Annotated in this window: 17 protein-coding genes; 15 read left to right on the top strand and 2 right to left on the bottom strand. The window is 69.8% G+C overall.

Translation table 11 applies throughout. The features are described from left to right. Window positions 1-4: 4 nt before the first annotated feature. Window positions 5-772, bottom strand: a complete 768-nt coding sequence (locus tag ACIQWR_RS38935; protein ID WP_404020105.1) for a hypothetical protein — start codon at window positions 770-772, stop codon at window positions 5-7. 382 nt (window positions 773-1,154) lie between these two features. Here ACIQWR_RS38935 and ACIQWR_RS38930 point away from each other — a divergent pair, with 382 nt between their 5' ends. From ACIQWR_RS38930 to ACIQWR_RS38880, 11 genes are all read left to right on the top strand, one after another. Further along, a complete protein-coding gene (locus ACIQWR_RS38930) occupies window positions 1,155-2,060 on the top strand; it encodes a GntR family transcriptional regulator (protein WP_404020102.1) in 906 nt (301 codons plus the stop codon). 83 nt (window positions 2,061-2,143) lie between these two features. Further along, window positions 2,144-2,704 (top strand): UTRA domain-containing protein, encoded by a 561-nt coding sequence (locus ACIQWR_RS38925; protein WP_404020099.1) that lies wholly within the window; start codon window positions 2,144-2,146, stop codon window positions 2,702-2,704. A 79-nt stretch (window positions 2,705-2,783) separates the two neighbouring features. Continuing rightward, window positions 2,784-3,110, top strand: a complete 327-nt coding sequence (locus tag ACIQWR_RS38920; RefSeq protein WP_404020096.1) for a hypothetical protein — start codon at window positions 2,784-2,786, stop codon at window positions 3,108-3,110. A 634-nt stretch (window positions 3,111-3,744) separates the two neighbouring features. Beyond that, entirely contained in the window at window positions 3,745-4,014 is a 270-nt protein-coding gene (locus ACIQWR_RS38915) for a helix-turn-helix transcriptional regulator (protein WP_404020093.1), read from the top strand. A gap of 1,043 nt (window positions 4,015-5,057) precedes the next feature. Next, on the top strand, window positions 5,058-7,691 hold the full coding sequence (locus tag ACIQWR_RS38910) for a hypothetical protein (RefSeq protein WP_404020091.1): 2,634 nt from the start codon (window positions 5,058-5,060) through the stop codon (window positions 7,689-7,691). Next, complete coding sequence (locus tag ACIQWR_RS38905) at window positions 7,688-8,530, top strand: DUF721 domain-containing protein (RefSeq protein ID WP_404020088.1); 843 nt, start codon at window positions 7,688-7,690, stop codon at window positions 8,528-8,530. The genes ACIQWR_RS38910 and ACIQWR_RS38905 overlap by 4 nt, the downstream gene beginning before the upstream one ends. Window positions 8,531-8,619: 89 nt before the next feature. Further along, window positions 8,620-9,495, top strand: coding sequence for a hypothetical protein (locus ACIQWR_RS38900; protein WP_404020085.1), 876 nt, complete (start codon window positions 8,620-8,622; stop codon window positions 9,493-9,495). Window positions 9,496-9,706: 211 nt separating this feature from the next. Beyond that, window positions 9,707-10,105 carry a hypothetical protein gene (locus ACIQWR_RS38895; protein ID WP_404020082.1) on the top strand — a complete coding sequence of 133 codons (399 nt, stop codon included), beginning with the start codon at window positions 9,707-9,709 and terminating at the stop codon, window positions 10,103-10,105. Window positions 10,106-10,189: 84 nt separating this feature from the next. Further along, window positions 10,190-10,777 (top strand): GIY-YIG nuclease family protein, encoded by a 588-nt coding sequence (locus tag ACIQWR_RS38890; RefSeq protein ID WP_404020080.1) that lies wholly within the window; start codon window positions 10,190-10,192, stop codon window positions 10,775-10,777. Next, window positions 10,767-11,117, top strand: coding sequence for a hypothetical protein (locus tag ACIQWR_RS38885; RefSeq protein WP_404020077.1), 351 nt, complete (start codon window positions 10,767-10,769; stop codon window positions 11,115-11,117). The genes ACIQWR_RS38890 and ACIQWR_RS38885 overlap by 11 nt, the downstream gene beginning before the upstream one ends. Before the next feature lie 81 nt (window positions 11,118-11,198). After that, the gene (locus tag ACIQWR_RS38880) at window positions 11,199-12,428 is read left to right on the top strand and encodes a hypothetical protein (protein WP_404020075.1); all 1,230 of its coding nucleotides are present in this window, start codon (window positions 11,199-11,201) and stop codon (window positions 12,426-12,428) included. A 106-nt stretch (window positions 12,429-12,534) separates the two neighbouring features. Here ACIQWR_RS38880 and ACIQWR_RS38875 read toward each other — a convergent pair whose 3' ends face one another. Beyond that, a complete protein-coding gene (locus ACIQWR_RS38875; protein ID WP_404020072.1) occupies window positions 12,535-12,702 on the bottom strand; it encodes a hypothetical protein in 168 nt (55 codons plus the stop codon). 285 nt (window positions 12,703-12,987) lie between these two features. Here ACIQWR_RS38875 and ACIQWR_RS38870 point away from each other — a divergent pair, with 285 nt between their 5' ends. The 4 genes from ACIQWR_RS38870 to ACIQWR_RS38855 all read left to right on the top strand — a co-directional run bounded on the left by ACIQWR_RS38870 (window position 12,988) and on the right by ACIQWR_RS38855 (window position 16,689). Then, window positions 12,988-13,869: a hypothetical protein gene (locus tag ACIQWR_RS38870; protein WP_404020070.1), complete on the top strand. Its 882-nt coding sequence runs from the start codon at window positions 12,988-12,990 to the stop codon at window positions 13,867-13,869. A gap of 135 nt (window positions 13,870-14,004) precedes the next feature. Then, window positions 14,005-14,430 (top strand): hypothetical protein, encoded by a 426-nt coding sequence (locus ACIQWR_RS38865; RefSeq protein ID WP_404020068.1) that lies wholly within the window; start codon window positions 14,005-14,007, stop codon window positions 14,428-14,430. A gap of 511 nt (window positions 14,431-14,941) precedes the next feature. Continuing rightward, window positions 14,942-15,328, top strand: a complete 387-nt coding sequence (locus ACIQWR_RS38860; RefSeq protein WP_404020065.1) for a hypothetical protein — start codon at window positions 14,942-14,944, stop codon at window positions 15,326-15,328. Next, window positions 15,268-16,689 carry a beta-propeller fold lactonase family protein gene (locus tag ACIQWR_RS38855; protein ID WP_404020062.1) on the top strand — a complete coding sequence of 474 codons (1,422 nt, stop codon included), beginning with the start codon at window positions 15,268-15,270 and terminating at the stop codon, window positions 16,687-16,689. The genes ACIQWR_RS38860 and ACIQWR_RS38855 overlap by 61 nt, the downstream gene beginning before the upstream one ends. The last annotated feature ends 5 nt before the right edge of the window (window positions 16,690-16,694 follow it).

Raw genomic sequence — 16,694 nt, 5'->3', positions numbered from 1 at the left:
TGAGTCAGAACTGGGTGCGCATCCAGACCGGGAAGCGGCCGGCACACCGACCGCAGTGGGTCCGGCGGAGGACCTGGAGCCATCCGGCAGCGGCTGCGCGGACGAAGTTCAGCTCGGTGGTCCCGCAGTGCGCGCACTCGGGCTGGGCAGGAGCCCCTTCTGCCGGATAGCCGTCACGGGCCTGCTTGCCCAGCTCGGCCTGCCGCTGGTCGTGACGTTGCAAGTGCTCCGGCTGCTGCGGAACCTCAGGGCCATCAGCCGGGCGCGCCCCGTCCGGGACCTTCTTCCGTGCGGCGTCGGCCTCGCCGGCCTGTGCCTGAACCGCGTCCCAGTCGGCGACGCGCCCGGCGGGGGTGCGCTCGGCACGAGCCCGCAAGGTTCGGTCGGTCTGCGGGCTGAACGCCTTGGCCAGCACCGTGGTGGCTTGGCGACTGGAGGCATCCGTGGCGGCGTCGGTCAGGGCCTGGCGCCACTCGGGGATCGTCATGTCGAACTCGATCCGCCGGTTGCTGCTCCGGCAGTGGATCGCGTCGGCGACGCCGGCCTTGCCGGTGTGGTGCGGGACCAGCTTCTGCACCTTGCTCTGCATTCCGGTGATCGGTACCCAAGTTCCGCAGTCCCCGCAGACCAGAACGGCCTTGAGCGGGTCACGAAGGTCGATGTGCGAGGGCAGGAGCCTGGAGAGCTTGAGCGGGGGTAAGGCGCTGACCCGCTTCGTGCGGGTCCGGCGGAGGCGTTCCTTGGCGGTGGGCATCGCGGCGGTGATGGCCATGGCGAATCTCCTCATGTGCGAAGGGGAGGGAAGTAGGTGCTTCGCGGTGCTCTCTCCGCCCACCAGGCCGCACGGGTGACCCCGGCGTCCTGACGGACGGACAGCGCATTGCGCTGCATGCAGGAAATCGAGAACCCGGGGATTTGCTCTTGCCATCGACCCGGCCCCCTCTTGCGAGGCGGACAACTTCCTACGGTCGTGCGGTGACGCAAGTGGTGGCTACTCCCTGCGCTCAGCTACTCGCCCTGCGCCGGGAACCCCTTGATTACAGCCCCCTCCCGGGCGGTTCGTCAACCTGTCTAGCTAAGTAGTTTAGAAAAACTGCTCTGACCTGCGCCTTTACTTAGACACATAGGCGTTTCGTCGCATCCAAGACTGGCCCGTGTCGCGCCCGGCTTTCGAGAAACAACTAGACATGCCATGCTGTGCGGACCGGCAGCGAGAGACGCTCGCCGCGTTGGGATCGAAAGGGCAGGGGATGGTGACGAAGAGAGAGCCCGGAAAGGTCGAGCGGATCGCCGCCGACATCCGGGACAAGATCGCGCGGCGCATACTCGCGCCGGGGTCCCGCCTGCCCGGCGTCCCGCAACTCCAGAAGCAGCACGACATCGCCTACCAGACCGCCCGGGAGGTCTACGGACTCCTGGAGGACGAAGGCCTCGTCTTCTCTCGGCGCGGCAAGGGCACCTTCGTGTCCCTGGTGATCGGCAAGATGATGTCCGACCGCACCAAGCGGTACCTGCCCGCGCTGCGCGAGGCCGGCGGCGCCGTCGGTGCCTTCGAAGCCGAGATGAGGGCCATGGGCCTCGAGCCCAAGGACGCCATCGTCACGATCGGGCGGGACGTCCCGCCAAAGAAGGTCGCCGACATCTTCGAGATGCACCACCGTGCGAAGACTTTGAAACGCGAGCGCATCATGCCGGTCGGCATTCCTGGTGACGCTGAGGCGTTGGAGGTCGTCCAGGTGGCGACGTCCTGGTTCCCGCCGGACGTCGTGGATGCCTGTCCCGTGCTTGCCGAGTACGAGACCGGCATCGGCGGCAGCAAGTCACGCATGGCGGAGGCCGGCTTCCGGCAGGTACGTCTCCGCGAGGAGATCGAGGTCAGATCTCCCTCGGGGGAGGAGGCCGCAGCGCTCGGCATCCCCGTTGAACAGGCGGTCCTGGAGATCACCCACAAGGGGCTGACGGCCGAGGGTCGGATCGTGGAGATCTGCCTCCATGTACTGCCCCGCTCGAAATGGAAGCTCGCGTACGAGTGGGTCATCGACTCGCCGGAAACCGGCTGAGTAGCAAGAACTGCCGTGCTGGCGTCGCAAGCGCCAGGGCGGATCGAGCATCCACCACCACACCAGCAAGGAGCATTCAGCACATGGCTAGCAACCGAATCGACGACAACGGCGTGATCCTGCGCGACGCGCGGACCCGGTACACCACCGGCCAGCGCGAAGAGAACGGCGCCCGGGGAGCGTTCGACGCTGAGCTGCGCCGGTCCGGCCGCAGCCCCCGCACGGAGGTGACCGTCAGCCGCGCCGCCGCGCCGGCGGATGTCGCGGAGCTCCTGGGCGTCGACGGTGACGTCGTCGTGCGGGCTCGCGAGATGTTCGACGGTGAGCGCGTCATCCAGCTCGTCACCACGTACATCCCGGCCGACGTCGCGGAGGCCGCGGGCATTGAGCAGGTGGAGACCGGCGTCGGGGGCATCATCAGCCGGATGAAGGAAGCCGGGTACGACCAGGGCGGCGCGGCCACCGAGGACATCGAGCTTCGCGAGGCGACCCCGGAGGAAGCCACCCGCCTCGGTCTGCCGGAGGGCGCTGAGGTCCTGACCATCAACCACATCGGTGCGACGGCTGATGGCCGCATTGTCGAGGTCACCCAGCACGTTCTGGGGAAGGGCTGGAAGCTGCGCTACGCCGCTCCACTCGCCTGACACCCCTTCGCGAGCGGCGTCCCGGTCCCGCCGGGGCGCCGCCGCTGGCCCTTCTGGACTTCTGGAAACGGACCCCCGAATGAACGAGCAGCGCCTCACCGCCCCCGAGCTGGTGGAAGAACTCCGCAGCTCCATGGATGCGACCACGGGATGGATTCCCGCGCTCGCGGGCGTCAAAGGCCCGAACGGCCTTCCCGAAGGCGCCGGCCTCACCGAGGTAGTGGGAGCACTGCGAGACTTCGCCGCTGCAGACGTCCCGGCCTCCGTCGCTCGCCAGTTGGAGCGCGCTGCGGAATCGGCAGCGTCGGCCCTCGCGGGAGACAACAGCAGCCGGTACGGGCACCTCGGGACGGCGTACGCGTACGTGCTCCAGGCTCGGCGTTCCGCCTCGGAGCTCGCACCGTAGGGCGCTGGGAAGATCTGCAGATTCCGATCCTCACGACGTCAGCGAAGGAGGAACCGTGAAGCACCATCTGCTGCACTCGGCGCTTCTCCAACTCGCCGACGCCGGACGGAACTCGGCATACGCCGTTCGCCTCCCCCTGCGACGTGGATCGACTCGTGTGAACGGCACACACCGTGCGCCCCTTGAAACGCTGCGCAAAGTGACGACCGCCGGTGACATCTGGAATGTCACCGGCACTTGTCACCTCCGCACGGTCAAGGGGTCGTGCCATGCTCGGCCGCAGAAGGGCCAGCTTCCGCTCGATCAGCACCCTGTCCCGGCCCGGCTGACGGGTTCTCAGGGATTGCTTCCCGCGTGGCGGGACGGTTCACGAACGAGCCTCCCGTCAGGCGGGATCGGCAGGGTGGCGAGTCGGCGAGCGCCGGAACCGCCGCTCGAAATCTGTTCCGATTCAGGGGCACCAAGGGGCTCCACCTGGGCGTTCTCACGTCAGAAACGGAACGGTGATCGGCGAGGGGCGGGGAGTCGGGTGGGAGCAGTCGGTATCTCGTGCGGCAACACGCTCGTTCTCGCTAGCGAAGATCTTCCGGCCAATGTATGTTTTGGGGACTGTTTCTCTATGGTGGAGGCCCCGATGTCTGATCCGCTGCGGCGAATTGACGCCCTGGTGGAGGAGGGCACCCTCCCTACGCTCAAGGTCCGGCAGCAGCTCCGGCTCGCCGCCGGCCTCACCCAGACCGAAGTCGCAGAGGCTATCGGCGTCAAGCGACTCGCGGTCGCGCAGTGGGAGGCCGGGCGCGCCCAGCCTCACCGTGGGAACCGTCGTGCGTACGCGCACTTCCTTCGGCAGCTCGCCGTGAAGTACCCGGCCGCGGCCATCGAGGAGGCATCCGATGAAGGGTGATCTCGCGGCTGCGGCCGTTTTCGGGTTCGCCGACTCCGCCTTCGAAATCGAGGGGGTCGGGATGACCTAGGTCATCGGCCGCGCGCGCCAAACGAGTGGACTGGTACTCCGCTCCGGCTTCGCGCGGCCCGTCAGCGCCGACCACTTACAAATCAGGTCGGCTACCTGGTCCCGGTTGGCACCGGTTCCAGGCCTCAGCTCACTGAGCTGGTTTTTCTCTCTTAAGGCCCCGCCTTGGTAAGCGGGTCGTTCCACCCGGTCCGTCAGGACCGAGCTTCACCGCAGTCGCTCCCCTGGCAGGGAGCTTCCGCACTGTTCCACCGGCCCCTGGCAGGGCCACCGGAACTCAGCACGACCAGCCCACAGGGCTGTCCGCACCACCCGTCCGAGTCGCCATAAGGAAGGAAGCCCGCCTCTGGTTCGTCGTCCGGTGCCCTCTCCTCACGGAGGGGGCACCCACACATCCGCACGAACGGATAGGCCCAGCCCCGCTAGGGGCTCGGTCGGTCCACGCATATGGAAGTTGGTCTCTTCATAGTGCCCGATCTCGTGTCCCCCTGTCAGCTCGGCTCTGCCCGATTCACCCCGGTTCAGGTCCGGCGATCGTCCCGTGTGACGGGATTCGCGCCCGCCTTATCCCTTCTTGCGTGGTTCGTACAAGAAGAGGGTCTTCCGGTAGGAAGCTACAAGCGCGGGGCTTTCGGAGCGGTCTCGCGAGGTCCGGTCGCGGCACCCGTCGCTCGGCTCGTGCACCGGCTCGCGGAGGTCGTCCACAACTCCGTCGACGGCGGTGTCCGCGAGGGCGCCGTCCCGTTTGGCGGGACGCGATTTGAAGTTGTTGCCCGCCGTGCGGGAGCGCGGGGGGTGATTCGGGCTGAGCGGGCTCTGTCCACAGGCTGCCTCGTGCAGGGTCGTCGGATGGATCACGAAGCGCGTGTTTTGCCTGCTGAGGGGGGTGTCCGCCTTGGCGTGTACACCGGCCCGGTGACGAAGATGGCCTCGGTCCTCGCCGTGTCCGCCGCTGCGATCACGGCGGTGGGCCGATGAGCGCCACGACGGCCTCCGTGCTGGACCACCTGTCGTGGGACGACGTCGACCCCTCCGTCGCCGGGTTTCGGCTTCCGGGGCCGCGGGCCGCGTTGCGGTCGGTGCCGGCCTCGGGGAAGCCGGACGGTGACGGTCCGGAGGACCCGCTGCGCCTTGGTCGCGTGATGCGGCTTCGGTTGCTCGCCGCGGTCCAGGCGCTGTTGGCGGATCCGTCCGTCGCGGGGCAGTCGGACGTGGCGCGGCTCGCGGCGGTGGTGCTGTACGCGAAGTCGCGGGCGCCGAAGGGGGAGGAGGACGACCTTCTGACTTCGACTTGGGCCGCGGAGCTCGGTCGGTGGCTGGGTGTGAAGGAGTCGACGGTCCACCATCGGGTGCTGCCGCCGCTGCGGACGTCGGACGGCGTGCACACGCAGGTGGTGCGGGACGGCAAGGGGCACCCGACCGGGCTGAAGTGCCTGGTGATGCCGCTGTGGCGTGCTCACCACGGCGGGGGAGCGGGGCACCCGCTCGCGCTGACGAAGGCGGAGCTGGCGACGCTGCTGCGCCTGTGTGAGGCGTTGTTCGGTCACGGCTGGACGCCGAAGGGCAAGGAGCCGACGCCGCCGGGGCTGCTGGCCGGCCGTCGGGGTAAGGGCGCGGCGACCGACCGGCTCGGCCTGCTGCTGATGGTGCTGAACACAAGGGCCTCTGGCTGGCTGCAGCTGTGCGGCGGCTCGGTGAAGACGAAGGAGGGCCGGGGGGCGGCGACGCTGGCCCGGCTGCTGGGCTGCTCGCCCTCGGGGGGCCGCAAGGTCTTGGCACGGCTCACGAAGGCCGGTGTCGTGGCGCGGCAGCGCAAGACGACGTCGACGCGGATGAACGGCCGGGCCCGGGTCATGCTGCTCCCCGTGGCCCGCGCGTATGGCCGCACCCTGGCCCCTGTGGAGGCTGCTTCGGGGCCCGCTGCCGTGTTTTCGGCGCGTCCTGTTGGTGCGTGCGGAGATCATGCTCCGGTCGGTACTGCTGGTGCCCTTGGTACGTCTGGGATCGGCGGTGCTGAGAGCCCCGAGGAGACGGTGGATCGGGAGCGTCCCGATGGTGCAGAGCTCCACGCAATCCACGCTTCTGGGGTTACTTCCGTAGTTCCTCCGCAGCTCTCTTGTGGTTTTTCCGGCGAAGGCCGTGGGGCTGAAGGCCGTCGGCCGGAGTGCGTGCACGTACGCGAGGACCAGCCCGCCGATAGCGAGACCGGCGTTGCCGCGAGCGGGTCGCCGGTGGCCGAGGACGGCCCGCTGCGCGGGGAAAAGCTGAAGGAGTCCCCGGTCGACGAGCGAGTGGGACAGGGCGCTGCCGTGGCTGGCGCTGGTGGCCGGCCGCAGGTCTCGGGGTGGGAAAAGGCGCAGCAGCAGAGGTGGGTGGTCCTTCCGGCTGATCTTTGTCTGCGGGTAGCCCTGGGGCCGGTGGCGTGGCTGTGGGAGCGGCTGTCGGGGTGGCAGCAGGATCAGGTGGAGGCCGCCGCGAAGACCGAGCTGGCGCAGCTGGCCGGGCTGGGAGTGGCGTCGGAGGGTGCGCCGCGGCTCTTGGCCGACCGGCTGACCGACCGCCTGGCGGAGACCGGCGGCGAGGCCCGGGTCGACAAGCCGTTCCCGTGGCTGATCCGCCGGGGTCTGCCCCAGCGGTCGGCCTGCTCGCACCGCAAGTGCGACGACGGGGTCCGGCTCGACACGGGTGAGGGCTGCGAGAACTGCGGCAACGTCATCCACCTTCGCCGGGCCTGGCGTGCTCGGATCGGCGCGGACATCGACCGGGAGCTGCCCGGCCTGGCCGACGGCGCGCGCCGTGACGTCCTTGAGGAGCGGGTGCGCGAGCGGGTCGGCATCGAGGCGGAGGACCTCGCGTGGCGCCAGGAGCAGGCCCGCGCGGAGCAGGCCCGGCGCGAGGCGGCCCGGGCGTCAGCCGCTGAGCAGGCGGAACGCGAGCGCCAGGTCGCGGCCGCCGCCGACGCGGTACGCCAGGCGCTGGCGTGCGAGGACTGCGGGCGTGGCCGAGCTGCCGGGCTGTGCGAGGCGTGCGACCACCGCCGTCAGACCGAGGCCCTGATCGGTGAGGCCGGTCTCCTCACGGCGGCCGGGTCCGCCGACCTGAGCGACCCGGGCAGCATCGCGGCCGCCGTCGCCGGGGCCCGTACAGCCGTCGGTCACAGCATCGGCGCTGAGTGGCAGGAGTTCCTTCAGATCACCGATGTGGCCGACCTGGAGGCCGATCCACAGGCGGCTGCGGACGCGTACGCGTTCACCGCGTTCCAGGCCGCGCAGCAGGCCGTCGGCGAGTACCAGGACACCGCCTTGGCGGTGCTGGGCCGCACCGAGGAGGCCGAAGCCGAGGCCCAGCGGGCATACAAGACCGAGCAGGGCCGTCACTGGTTCAGGCACAACCCGACCGGCGCGTACGCCGTCGCGGCGGCGACGAAGGCCGCCGACACCGCCCGGGAGCGCGTGGCCAAGTACCTGCTCGCGGCACGGCTGGAGCAGCTGCGCGAGCAGCGGGCGGCCCGCACTGAGCAGGCCGGGGCCGCCCCGTGGGCGGACCGGCTGCCCCAGCTCGCTGCCCGCGCCCTCGATGGCGACGCCACCGGGACGGTGATCGCATGACCGGCGAGCTGAGCGGCATCGACCTCGCCCGCCAGGCCCTGGTCGCGGCCCGGGAAGCGGCGAGGAAGAGCGGCGCCACCACCCGGAAGCCCAAGCGGCGCACCGGCACCGTCGTACGGCGCGACGGGCGCGAGCCACTTGGACTGGGCAGCGCGATCAGCCGGATGATGACCGAGCGCGCCATGGTCGCCCCGGCCGCCGGCGGATCCGTCCTCGCCGACTTCGACGCCATCCTCGCTGCGGCCGTCCCCGAGCTCGCCGGGCGCGTCCAGGCCGTGGCGTTCGACGCGGACACCGGCCGTCTGGACATCGCCCCCGACGCTCCGGCCATCGGCACGAAGCTGCGCTGGAGCGCCCCAAAGCTGATCAAGGTGGCCAACGAGAGGGTGCCTGGCGCGAGCGTCCGCGCCCTGCACGTCCTGGCGCCCGCGCCCGTGAAGACCGGCACCACCACGACCGCGGGGGCCGCCGCCCCGGCCCCGACCGCGCCCGGCTTGCCCGCGGTTCCGGTGGAGCGCCGGACGCCGCCGGACGGGTACCGGCGTGCGATCGAGGCGCACCGCGCGGCCGCAGCATCGTCCCTGATCGACACGGGGATCGCGGAGGCGGCGGAGCGGCAGAACCGTGCACTGCGGGAGCTGTCCCGCCAGGCGTTCCCCGAGCCCGACGTTGCACCGGCCGACGCGCTGTCGCCGATCGACGGCGCTGTCCTGCAGCGGCGCCGCGAGTTCACCGCCACCGAGGCCGCAGCCTTGCACCGTGCTCGCGCCGAGCGCGCCCAGCGGTCGGGGGCCGCGGTCATCCTCCCTGGGTCCGCTCCATTGCGGTCCACGGCGTGACCGGATCCAGGACGGCCGCCGAGTGGGCAGGGCGGTGTGACTTTTTCAACGAGGCTTCAAGTGGTCTCGGGATGCAGGACAGTGGTCCGATGGCGAGTACGAAGAAGAGCGTGAGCAGCCGGGCCAAGCGCGTAGGCCGGCAGAAGGCCTCGGCGGAGCAGCGGCGCCAGCAGCGTGAGTACGACGGGGTGCCGGCTGAGATCGTGAAGCTCCTCGAGTCCGGAGACATCCTCCCTGAATGGGACACGTTCTACCGGGCGTTCCCCACCGTGACGGCCGCAGCGGAGGCCATCACCCGCGGGCAAGGGGAAGTGCGGCTGGAGAGCCACGAGCACGAACTGCTGTTACTTCAAGTGGTCCAGGAAGATGGCGAGCCGGTCGTCATGACCACCCTCTACGTGCCCTACGGCACCCGGGATGCCCTGCTGAGCGGCCTGTTCAACTCCGCCCCCGCTGACCGCGACCAGGCGCTGGACACGATGACCGGCATCCTGCCGGAACTCCTGCCCGACGACGCCCGAATCGACGGCGTGGAAGCCGTAGTCGAACCGCCAGCTGCCGGCGCGCTGGTGCCCCGGTTCGCCTACCGCTTCAAGACCCCTGCACACGGGCTCACCACGTGGAACTCGTACTACGAGGCCACCCTCCGCTTCTCCCCACTGCGAGAGGCGATGACCTGGATCGACCCCCGGGCCGCGACCGACGCCGAGGCCGTCGCCATCTTGCGCCGCCACGGCATTCCCGCGGCGAGCTGCGCCCAGTGCGGGCATGCCGTGACCGACCAGCACCCAGCCTGGCCCGGCCTGTGGGTCGACTTCATCGCCGAGGGCGGCCCGATCTGCGACGACTACGACGACAGCGCACTGGCCCGGGACAACGAGCTCGACAGCGTGGCCATCGGCGGCCCTCATCAGGTCCTGACCCTGGAGGAGGCCGAACAGACCGACCACGCGGCCAGCAGGTGAGGCGTCCAAGATCGTTTGGCACCCGCGTAGGCCCTATCGCAGTGCCGCGCGGGCGCAGACAGTGGCGGATCTCGGCCAATGCGCGGGGGAATTCGGGCAGTCACCCCGAAGTCGGAGGCAGCACCTCTTCCGCAGAACTGATGATCTGCGACGTCAGCCTGTGGCGACCTCCCCGGCTGACGGACAGTGCCTCACCCCAGGCGGAGGACCCATGGACGACATCATCACCCTGGCCGACGACCCGGACCTCGCGCACCTGGTCGATCTGATCGACATCCTTCGCGGGCCCGAGGCCACGTTCTGGGACGAGGGCAGTTCGGGCATCGGCAGGAAGATTGCGAGCGACCTCGAGCCGATCCTCGCCGGCCAGGGCCGGCGGCGGGACGTCGACTACCTCGCTGTGCACGTCCTGAAGTACCTGGGCCACGGCAACAAGTACATCTCGCAGGAGACGATCACCCGGAATCTGCGGGGCGTGCACGGATTGCCCGCAGCCGGCCACGCGTGGGTGGACGATGCGACGCGCACCGCGTGGAAGCTCGTCACGCGCTACAGCCTGCCCCGCTGGAGGGTATCCAGGACGCCCGGCTCGGCATGGCTGGCGGACTGACCAATGGACTTTCGGAATCCATCGCCCCGGCCCATGCCTGACGGCCCTCTCCGTGGGTTACCACACCTCGAATCGAGCCAGGCTGTGAAGGAGCTGACCGAGGTCACCTCCCGCTACGCCACGGAGGCAGAGCTTAAAGCGCTGGGCTATGAAGGCGTCGTCCGAGTGATGCAGATCGTGCGGACCACATTCCGGGCCGACGGCACCCCGATCGGCAAAACCCTGACCATCCAGGGCGGGAGCACACCGATCATCCGGTGGCTGCGCCCGGAGGAGTTGGAGGATGACGAGGCCTTCCCCGCTGCGCCGGGAACAGCGGCTTCGCCGCCGCGCGGGCCGGAGCGGACAAGGCGGACGTATCTCGTCGGCATGGAGGACTCCCCGCTCACGAAGATCGGACACACGACGGTCACGCTCAAGTCCCGGATGGCGCAGCTCCAGACCGGTCAGCCAGCCCGGCTTCTGCCACTCCTGGAAGCAGAGGGTGACTACGAGACCGCCCTGCACACGCGCTTCGCGCAGTACAGGGCGCGCGGGGAGTGGTTCGACCTGACACCCCTCGGGGACCCCGTCACAGTCGTCATAGAGGCGCTCACAGAGCTGGGATCGGGCATCCGACCCGGGGCTTGTGACGGTGTGCCCCGTCGTGAAGGAGATGACCATGACGGATGACGAGCAGCAACTCGCCGCCCTCCTCAACGACCTCCCCGGCCACGACGACGCCCGCTTCTGGCGGGCTCTCAAAGAGGCCGCTGGCCTCTACCGCATACGCTCCACGATGTCCTCCGCCGTCCAGGAGGCGCAGGAGGGCGACTTCGAAGCGCTCGCCGAGTTTGTCCTCGATGTCTTCAACCGCGATGCCCAGCTCAAGGACATCACGGCGGCACTCGCGACCCACCTCGGCAGCAGGCTGCGGGCCCGTGCCTGGATCACTGACGCCATCGCAGTGGCTGACCGCGTCAACCGGACCCACGTTGAAGACCCCCTCGACGCCCTCACCGACAAGTGGTGAAGACCACGGCCGAACCCGCTATCAGGAGCAGGGTCCCTCGGGCAGCGCAGCTTGTAGGCACCCATCGAGGAGGAGAAGAGCATGGGCAGGGCCAGCCGAGGCAAGAAGCAGCGCGACCGCGATACCGCAGGAACATGGAACGCCGCCAAGGCAGCCCGCACCGCGCATCAGGCCCGGGCGGACACCGAAAGGCTGCTGCAGGACAACCCGTGGGTACGAGCTATGCTGGCGTCCAACATCAGCAACCGCATGGCGGAGCTGAGGGCAGTGCTGGGCCATAGCGACGTGCCCGAGCAGCATCGGGAGAACCTGGCGTTCGCGATGATGATCGGCAAGCAGGGCTGGAAACCCCCGTGGCCTCCTGGCCCGGCCCAAGCGGCACGATGGCAGACCCAGCAGATACTTCAGCTCCTGGACCGGGCCGAGGTGCTCGTCATCTCGCCGGCCGCGCACGCCGCGGTCATGGCCGCGGCCTCCACTCTGGAACCCGCCGATGTCGCAACCCTCGACAAGGACCGCGACATCCTCATCCCGACCGGCGTGCTGATACTGCCCGAACCCGTCATCGTGGAGAACCGCGGCGGATCACTGTCCGACATCCGCGCCTTCGGCTGGCAGCCCATCACCCAGCACCAGGTGCTTCCTGACGCCCAGTACCCCGGCGTCCAGCTCACCTGCTTCATGGACCGCGACGGACCCGTCCAACCCGAGTCCTGGCGTATGGCGGTCGCTCAGGCCCGTGCCACAGGATCGCCACTGCCCCCGCTCGTCCCCGACGGCATCTACGGGATGCGGGCCGACAGCGCACTCTCGACCGCGAGCAGCGAGCAGCACGCCGCCCTGTCCGAGGAACACCGCGGTCTGAACAGGGCCCTGAACCAAGTCGCCGAGTACAACGCGGTGCCGCCCGAGGAGGGCCAGTGGGACGGCGGGCGGATCGTCGACGTGTACGACGACTTCGCATTCCGCTACGCCTTCGCGTTCTGGCGCCTGGCCACCCAAGGCATCACCGTCCTCGCAGCCCCCACCGGGTCGGGCACGCCAACGTACGAGGCACGGCCAAGAGGGACGCTCTCTGAACCAAACGTGCGCGTCATCCGACTCGCCCACCAGATCCCCGCACAGCGCTCAGCCGAAGACGAAGGAGGCACGAGCCGCGCCTACCACCATCGGTGGACCGTACGCATGCACAAAGTCCGCCAGTGGTACCCCAGCACCCAAGAACACCGGATGATCTGGCGCGGCCCCTACATCAAGGGCCCAGCCGACGCCCCCTTCATGATCGCAGAGAAGGCATACGCAGTGGACTGACGCTCGCGGTCGCGGCTAGAGCAGCTCACTGAGCGGCAGAACCCGCTCGGTGAGCTGCCCGCATAGCCTGCCATCGCCGGTGCCGGCATCGGTGAGCCAGTCGGCGTCAGCCAGCAGCGCGGCACCTCATTCTCGACAACGCCGCCTGGCGCTCCAGATAGTCCAGCCTGCTGTCGGTCGTGGATTTGCGGGAGTTGTAGTACTCGGCGTCGTTCAGCACGGCCACCAGCTCCGCGACCAGCAGCCGGTCCGTCTCCGGCTCGACGGCCGTCACAATGACGTTCCGGCGAGCGTGGCCAGGCGCTCCGCGACATCTCCGACCGTCTGCAGCGACCTGTCCCCGACAGCGACCTCCTCACCCAGCTCGCAGCGGACTGCGCCTACCTCCGCCGCCAGTGACAGGAACGGTGCCAGCGCTCGCGCGCAGGCGTAGGGGCCGCGTCGTTGTTGACGTTCGGGCCACGGGCCCAACGGGCGAACGCTTCGGTCGGGCTGGGGGACGGCTGCGGACCGACGAAGTGGCCCACGCCTCCGCGAAGCCGCAGCTACGGTGATCTTCATGGTCAGGGACTGGGTGTGGCACCCGTGGGGCGCAGCAGGGTTCACCGCCTTCATCACGACCGTCGTCGGCGTGGCCCACTACCGGGGCACCGCGACGGTGGTCTTCGTCTTGATGTGCGCACTGGTCGCCGGCGGGCTGTACGCGGGCCTGGGCTTGACCGCCATGGGGGAACTCGGGTTCATACATCTGTGGCGTCAGCAGATGACGTGGGAGATGTACCGGGACCGGGCGTGGGAGCCACATGAGGCTGACATGGAGGCTCAGGTAGAACAGATGCGCAAAGTCGAAGCCCGGGTCGCGGCCTTCGTCGCCGCGCACGACATGCACCGCATCACCCTTGCTGTGACCGGTGCCCGCATCGGCTGGGCAGGCGACGCCAACTCTGCGCGCACCTCGAAGACGCTCGGCCACATCGAACTGGGACTCATCTGGTTCTTCCCGGAGGGACAGCCAGCCCTGGCCTACATCGTGGAGCACGAGCTCGCCCACATTCAACGCAACGACTCGGTCCACCAACTCTTCCTGACTTCCGGCGTCGCCGTGAGCACCGTGGCCTGCACGGGGCTGCTGCCTTTTCCGTACGCCGCGATGACGATTGCTCTGCTCTTTGCCGCACGCAGTGCCGTGGGCTGGTGGAAGGAGCTGGCCTGCGACACGATCGCAGCTCGCCAGTGCGGGCGGCCAGCCACAGTCCGCGCCCTGACACTCCACCTCGACGAACGCCGGGCAAAGCCCAAACGGCTGCGCTACCTCTCCGCCGTCCGCGGACTGCGCAGCCATCCGCCGCTCCTGCTGCGCCACTGGTGGATCCGGCACGCACCAGCTCTACCCGCCACGGACGCGGCCGCGCCTACCGCGTTGTGGAACATCGGACGCTGATCTGCTGCCCGGCGCGGCTGGTCGGCGACGCCGCGATCCGTTCCGTGCGGGGGCTGAGAGCGCGACGCTGTGGACCCGCCAGGAGAATCCGGCGATGAAGGAAAAAGGGGGAACATGGTGGGAGCCGGTGCGCGGGTGATCGCAGTCATGCCCGATGGGCAGGAATTGCGGGCTTCCCTGTATGAGCGGCGTCGGACTTCGGCGGGCTGGGAGTACCAGGTCGGGGTGACCGTCTGGGTGACCGGGAGCGTGGGTCGTCCGGAGTCGGTCGAGCACCGTGTGTGGCTGGGAGCCGGCCATGTCCGCCCCCTCGAGGGTGGTGACTACAGCGGGGTGCCGACCCGTCCGGCCAGCACGCCCGCTGCTTTCGTCGGTGGTCGGCAGGCGTGGACGGTGCAGCAACTACCCCACCGGCCCGGCCATCTCGGAGCGACCCTGATCCACGTCATCGGATGCCAGCCCGGCGGAACCCCCCTCGACCTCGACCAGACCCTCGAAGCCCTCAAACAGCCCCGCGCCGTCACCTGCCGCGAATGCGACGCCGCCTCCTCCCTCCCTTGACGCCCGATCCGGCAGACGCCACCGGCGGACAGCGAGTGCGGGTCTCGGCATCCCCTGGATGCCGAGACCCGTAGGCGGTCCGGCTCGACCCAGAGCGCGGGAAGCCGGTCCTGGCCCACGCACCCATACCGGCGCGGACTGATCATCAACCTAGCCGGGCCAGCACCACGCTGTACTCCGGAAGGAAAAGGCGGGGCCCTCGGCTACCAGGGGGTCTCAGGGGACGGTGCGAGCAGGGGCGGTGAGCTGGGTAGGGCCAGGCCCGTCCTGGCGGCTCGGGGGGCCACCAGGACGGGAGCTGCACCCCCGCGTCTCCACGGCCGACACGAGCACCGCGCACGCGGCCGGCGGGCGTCACGGAAGCAGCTCGTGGCGACCGGTGGGCGTCCGGCCCCGATCCCCGGCGCGAGTCCTTCTGGTACGACGACGCCCCTGAGGAGGACGACGCCGAGGAGCCCGAGGCGTCGTCCTCGTCGTCACGGTGACAGCGCCCAGTTCTCCGCTGGGGCCAGTGGACGCCAGCCCCAGCTTCGACGTGACCAGGGAAGTGGCAGACGTGGACCAGGACGTACGGCCGGGCGACGAAGAGCGTCTCGACCTGATCATGAAGGCCGTGCAGTACGCGGCCGTCCGCGATCCCGACGGGGTGGCCCGCACCTTGTTGGACATCGGTGCGATCAGTGTCGGCGAGGAGCTTCAGACGACCGCCCGGGGGACCACTACTCAGCGCGGGTCGGGCTCGTTAGGACCGTGGGCCGCGCTTCTTCATCCCGGTGCCCGCGCGGCCACCGCCCTGCCGGTCGGCACCGCCCGTCACCCTCACGAATCGAGGCTCCTGTGCGCCCCGGCACCCCCGCCGTCCGACCACAACGCTCCCGCCGCCGGTCCGCCGCCCTGATCGGATCGCTGACGGTCCTCGCCCTCGCCGTCACCGCACCGGCCGCGCCCGCCGCCGGGCCCGCCCAGGCCGCCGGGCCCGCGCACCCGACCGCGTACGTGGTCAACTACTACAGCAACAGCGTCTCGGTGATCGACACCGTGACAGGGGAGAACGTCACAACCGTGCCGCTGGGCCGCAGCGCCACCAGCGTGGCCATCACGCCCGACGGCAGCCAGGCACTGGTCACCCACGGCAACGACAAGATGATCTCGGTGATCGACACGGCCACCCACACCGTCACCGACACCTTCGGCTTCGGCAGCTTCCCCTACCAGCTGGCCATCGCCCCCGACGGCAAGCACGCCTACATCGCCGACAACAGCGGACAGTCCGTCAAGGTCCTCGACCTGGCCACCCACCGGCAGTCGGCCAGCATCCCCGTCAACGGCAACCCGACCGCCGTCACGGTCAGCCCCTCCGGCACCGAGGTGTACGCGACCAGCCCCGTCAACGACACGGTGCGGGTCATCGACACCGCCACCGACACCGTCACCTCGACCGTCGCCGTCGGCGACTCCCCCACCGCGCTGGCCTTCGCCCCCGACGGCAGGCACGCCTACGTCACCAACGGCCAGTCCGGCACCGCCTCCGTGATCGACACCGCCACCCACACCGTGACCACCACGGTCCCGGTCGGCAACGGTCCCACCGCAGTGACAGTCTCCCCCGACGGTGCCCGCGCCTACGTCGCCAACGGCATCGCCAACACCGTCTCGGTGATCGACACCGCCACCAACACCGTCACCTCCACCCTCCCGGTCGGCAACGGTCCCCGAGCGCTGGCGCTCACCCCCGACGGCCGCAGCCTGTACGTGCCCGACATGGGTGGCTCCGACGTGACGGTGATCGACACGGCCACCAACACCGTCGCCGCCACCAAGGCGGTGGAGCACGGCCCGATCAGCATCGCCATCACCCCGGCCCCGCCCGCCGCCGACCTGCGGACGGCGCTCACGGCCACGCCCGTCCCCGGCCTGGACGGGCGGATCGACTACACCGTGACCGTCACCAACCACGGACCGGCCACCGCCACCGGCGTCACCGCCGCCGCCGCCCTGCCCGGCGGTACCGAGGCCACCGGCGCCGACAGCGGCTGTACCACCGCCCCCGGCAGCGTCACCTGCCCACTCGGCGACCTCGCCCCCGGACAGAGCGCTACCCGCGCCTTCACCGTCCCCGTGGGCGCGCTCAGCCTCGGCACCCCGTTCACCGTCACCGCGGGCGCACACGCCACCACCCCCGCCGACCCGAACCCGGCCGACGACACCGCCAGCCGGACCTGCAAGGCCGTCACCAAGCTCTCCGTCAGCTGCGACTGACGGTC

This window comes from Streptomyces sp. NPDC098789, assembly GCF_044759975.1.
Taxonomy (GTDB): Bacteria; Actinomycetota; Actinomycetes; order Streptomycetales; family Streptomycetaceae; genus Streptomyces.
The sequence above is the reverse complement of the archived record's forward strand: the minus strand, read 5'-3'. Positions and strand labels throughout refer to the sequence as shown.